The 4,153-nt window shown below is 66.3% G+C and carries 5 protein-coding genes; all 5 read right to left on the reverse strand.

The window, feature by feature from the left end:
- Positions 1–175: 175 nt before the first annotated feature.
- Positions 176–817, reverse strand: a complete 642-nt coding sequence (queE, locus tag ACTHJR_RS08920) for a 7-carboxy-7-deazaguanine synthase (protein ID WP_440522790.1) — start codon at positions 815–817, stop codon at positions 176–178.
- Positions 818–819: 2 nt separating this feature from the next.
- Positions 820–1,503: a 7-cyano-7-deazaguanine synthase QueC gene (gene queC / locus ACTHJR_RS08925; protein ID WP_440522791.1), complete on the reverse strand. Its 684-nt coding sequence runs from the start codon at positions 1,501–1,503 to the stop codon at positions 820–822.
- A 189-nt stretch (positions 1,504–1,692) separates the two neighbouring features.
- Positions 1,693–2,109, reverse strand: a complete 417-nt coding sequence (locus tag ACTHJR_RS08930) for a hypothetical protein (RefSeq protein WP_440522792.1) — start codon at positions 2,107–2,109, stop codon at positions 1,693–1,695.
- 52 nt (positions 2,110–2,161) lie between these two features.
- A complete protein-coding gene (gene hslO, locus ACTHJR_RS08935) occupies positions 2,162–3,070 on the reverse strand; it encodes an Hsp33 family molecular chaperone HslO (RefSeq protein ID WP_440522793.1) in 909 nt (302 codons plus the stop codon).
- Between the two features lie 116 nt (positions 3,071–3,186).
- Positions 3,187–4,104 (reverse strand): ornithine carbamoyltransferase, encoded by a 918-nt coding sequence (gene argF, locus ACTHJR_RS08940; RefSeq protein WP_440522794.1) that lies wholly within the window; start codon positions 4,102–4,104, stop codon positions 3,187–3,189.
- Between the last annotated feature and the right edge of the window lie 49 nt (positions 4,105–4,153).

A 4,153-nucleotide genomic window follows, 5' to 3' on the forward strand; every position in this document is an offset into this window, starting at 1 on the left:
TATTTGCCCGCGGGCTTTCTTTTCGCGCACATTTGTGTTCCGGCCGGTTTCCCCCCCACGCGGGTGGCGCATGCACGGATTTCGGTTCTTTTTTGGGGGCGACCCGCAAAATAAAAAAAACACGCGCCGCTGAGCGTACCAACCGCCTCTCCCGCCTGAAGGGAGAGGCCGAAAGTCAGCGGAGGCCCAGCCTCTTGTGCGCCTGCAGCGTCAGGCGCCAGCGCGGGCAGTCCATGACCAGCGCGATCGCGGCGGCTTCGCTAGCGGCATTCCCCTCGGGCGAGCCGGTGTCGAGCGGCTGGACGAGGCGATGCGCGAAATCCCAGCTGTCCAGCGTATCGACATCGGTGCCCGGCTGCGGCCAAACCAATTTGAGCTCGTCGCCCGAACGCTGCACCACCTCGCTCCCGGCCTTGGGGCTGATGCACACCCAGTCGATCCCGGGATGAACGGCGATCGTGCCGTTGCTCTCGATAGCGATGACGAAGCCCGCCGCGTGTAGCGCATCGACCAGCGCATCGTCGACCTGAAGCATGGGTTCGCCGCCGGTGAGGACGCAGAAACGCTCCTCGCGCCCCTCCCCCCAGAAACGCGCCGCCGCCTCTGCCAATGCCGTGGCATCGGCGAACCGCCCGCCGCCTTCGCCGTCAGTCCCGACGAAATCGGTATCGCAGAAGCGGCAGATCGCGCTTGCCCGGTCCCGTTCGCGCCCCGACCAGAGATTGCATCCGGCGAAGCGAACGAACACCGCGCGCCGCCCCGCATTCACACCCTCGCCCTGGAGCGTGAGGAACATCTCCTTGACCGCGTAGCTCATCGTCAGGCGGCGTAGCGCGTCGGGTCGGGAATGCCGGCTTCCTCGAACCCCTTGGCGCGCAGGCGACAGCTGTCGCACAATCCGCAATGGAGGCCGCCCGGCGCGGGGTCGTAACACGACCAGCTCATCCCCAGATCGAGCCCCAGCCGCGTGCCCTCGCGTACGATATCAGCCTTGGTCATGTGCTGGAGCGGCGCGTGGATGCGGAAGCGGTCGCCCTCGACCCCTGCCTTGGTAGCAAGCGCGGCCATGTCCTCGAACGCCGCGACGAATTCGGGACGGCAATCGGGATAGCCCGAATAATCGAGCGCATTGACCCCGATCACCATGTCGCGCGCGCCCGACGCCTCCGCCCAGCCGAGCGACAGACTGAGGAAGATCGTGTTGCGCGCGGGGACATAGGTGACCGGGATGTCGTCGCCGACACCTTCCTTCGGCACCTCGATTTCCGCGGTCAACGCCGATCCGCCGAACGCCCGCAAGTCGAGCGGCAGAACGACGTGGCGCTCGGCGCCGAGCGTCGCCGCGATGCGTCGCGCCGCAGCGAGTTCGATCTGATGCCGCTGGTTATAGTCGACCGAGAGCGCGAGCAGGCGATAGCCGGCCGCCGCCATCGAGGCCGCGGCGACCATCGAGTCGAGGCCGCCCGAAATCAGCGCGACCGCCAAAGGCGATGAAGTTTCCATGATCGGACGGGAGCTAGGCTCGAACGCCCTCTCCCGCAAGCGGGAGAGGCTGCCAATTCGGAGAGAGGCCGGAAAAGAAATGGGCCGCCTCGAGGGCGGCCCAGTCTGGACGCTTCCAGCGTCTTCCAGGGAGGAAAGCGTGCCCGAAGAGCACATGCCCTTCATAATCCCGCAACCCTAAACGTCGCCTTAACGGCTGCCCGCCGATGCGCAGGCGCCGACCAGCCGTCCTTCATACACCATGTCGAACGGCCTTCCCGACGGATCGATGCCTTGGGTATCGAGCTTGATCAGGTTGGAATCCTCGACCCTGATCGTGGTTCGGCCATAGCCCCGACCCTGGCAGGTATAATGGATGGTCGAATAATCGGGCGCGTCTTCGATCGTGAACCGCGTGCACTGCATCCCCGGATGGAACAACTGAACGAGCTGAAGCGGCTCACGCACGCACAGCGAGCGCGGCGCGCCGGTACTACCGATCTCGTGCAATTGCCAGCGACCCAGCCCGAGCCGGTCGAGCGCCGCCGGTCCCGCCGCCGTCGCGACGCCCGCGCCGAGCCCCGCCATCGCCGCAAGCGCGGCCAGAACGATCTGCCCCTTCCCCATGCCCACTCCTATGCCGCCGAAATGTGGCCATGCGCGGGCAATGTTACAATGATTAGGGGGCAATCGGCTCCGCAGGCACCGGGAAAGACGTCGCGCAGAACGCGCAGTCGACGTTGATCATCCCGTGCTCGTCGGCCATTTCGCGGCGGTCCTCGGGCGTGAACTTGGCCAGCACGCCGGCGATATAGGTGGCGTCGCAGCGACAGCCCTTACGGAAATCGGACCGCGCCTGCACGCGCACTTCCTCTTCCTCGTTGAACAAGCGCCAGATCAGCGTTTCGAGCGGGATCGCAGTGTCGGTCAGTTCGTCCGCCCCCATCGTCCGGCCGAGAATCGCGACATGCTCCCATTCGGGATGGTCGAGCCGAACGTGGAGCCGCTCGCGCCCTACTTCGCCCTCGGGCAGGTGCTGGAGCAACAGGCCGCCGGCGACATGCTTCCCCGCCGCATCGCGCGCCACGCCGAAATTGATCAATGTCGGGATCTGCTCCGACTGAACGAAATAGCTCTCCGCCGCCTGCGCCAGCGTCTCGCCGTCGAGCGGGACGATGCCCTGATAGCGCTCGCCGGTCGACGCGAGGTCGAAAGTGATGGCGAGATAGCCTTCGCCGAACAAGGCGAACAAGGTCGGATCCTGCGGCGCCTCGGCGAGCCGGTCGGCATCGTACTGGACATAGCCGCGCAGGTCGCCGCCGCGATAATCGCACACCAGCAAGGTCACCACGCCGGCCTGGGTCTGCGCCTGGATGGTCAATTGCCCCGACGGGTCCTTGAGCGTCGAGCCGATCAGCGCGGTCAGCGTCAGCGCCTCGGCCAGCAGCCGCTCGATCGCCGGCGGATAAGCGTGCGCGGCGAGAATCTCGTCGAGCACCGGCCCGAGCCGCACCAGCCGGCCGCGCGCGTGGCGCGCCGGGATGGTGAAGCCGATGGTCTGGTCGAGGTCGGTAACGTCCGCGGTCATGATAATCCTTCGTCACCCCAGCCAGGGCCGGGGTCTCTGCCTTTAGCGCTGCGCCAAATTGCGGGAGACGCCGGCCTGCGCCGGCATGACGGATGTGGGGAGCGTCTCGCCCGCGATCAACCGATCTGCCCGAAGCACCAGCGCAGGATCGATTTCTGGGCATGGAGCCGGTTCTCCGCCTCGGGCCAGATCAGCGAATTCGGGCCGTCGATCACCTCGGCGGTGACTTCTTCGCCGCGATGCGCGGGCAGGCAGTGGAGGAATTTCGCGCCCGGCTTGGCGTCCGCCATCAGCTCACTTGTCACCTGGAATGGCATCATCGCCGCGAGCTTGGTGTCGGCATGTTCCTGGCCCATCGAAATCCAGGTATCGGTGACGACGATGTCGGCGCCTTCGACCGCCTCTTTGGCGGTCCCGACGACCCTGGCCCGGCCGTTCGCCAGCGCGACATCCTCGTCGGACGGCATGAATCCTTGGGGGCAGGCGGCGACGATGTCGAACTGCATCATGCCCGCCGCTTCCATCATAGACGTCAGCACGTTGTTGCCGTCGCCGAGCCACGCCATCTTCAGTCCCGGCAACGCATAGCCCGCCTCGATCACCGTCTGCAGGTCGGCGACGATCTGGCACGGATGCGAATAATCGGTCAGGCCGTTGATCACCGGCACGCTGGCATGCGCCGCGAGTTCCTCGACCTTGGCGTGATCGTCGGTGCGGATCATGATCGCGTCGACATAGCCCGACAGGATATGCGCGGTGTCGGCGACGGTCTCGCCGCGGCCGAGTTGCATCTGACCGGCATCCATGACGATGCTGGTGCCGCCCAATTGGCGGATCGCCATGTCGAAACTGTCCCGGGTGCGGGTCGAAGTCTTCTCGAACCCCATCGCCAGCACATGCCCGGCGAGCGGGGCGTCGGCGTCGACCTCGCCCTTGGGCCAGCCGGCGCGCGCCGCCTTGCGGTCGAGCGCATCGGCCAGCATCGCCGCGACGCCGTCAGGGCCGGCGTCGGAGAGGTTGAGGAAATGGCGCATTACTAAAATTCCTCCCCGTTTACGGGGAGGGGGACCGAGCCGCGCAGCG

This window comes from Sphingomonas sp., assembly GCF_051962185.1.
Lineage (GTDB): Bacteria > Pseudomonadota > Alphaproteobacteria > Sphingomonadales > Sphingomonadaceae > Sphingomonas.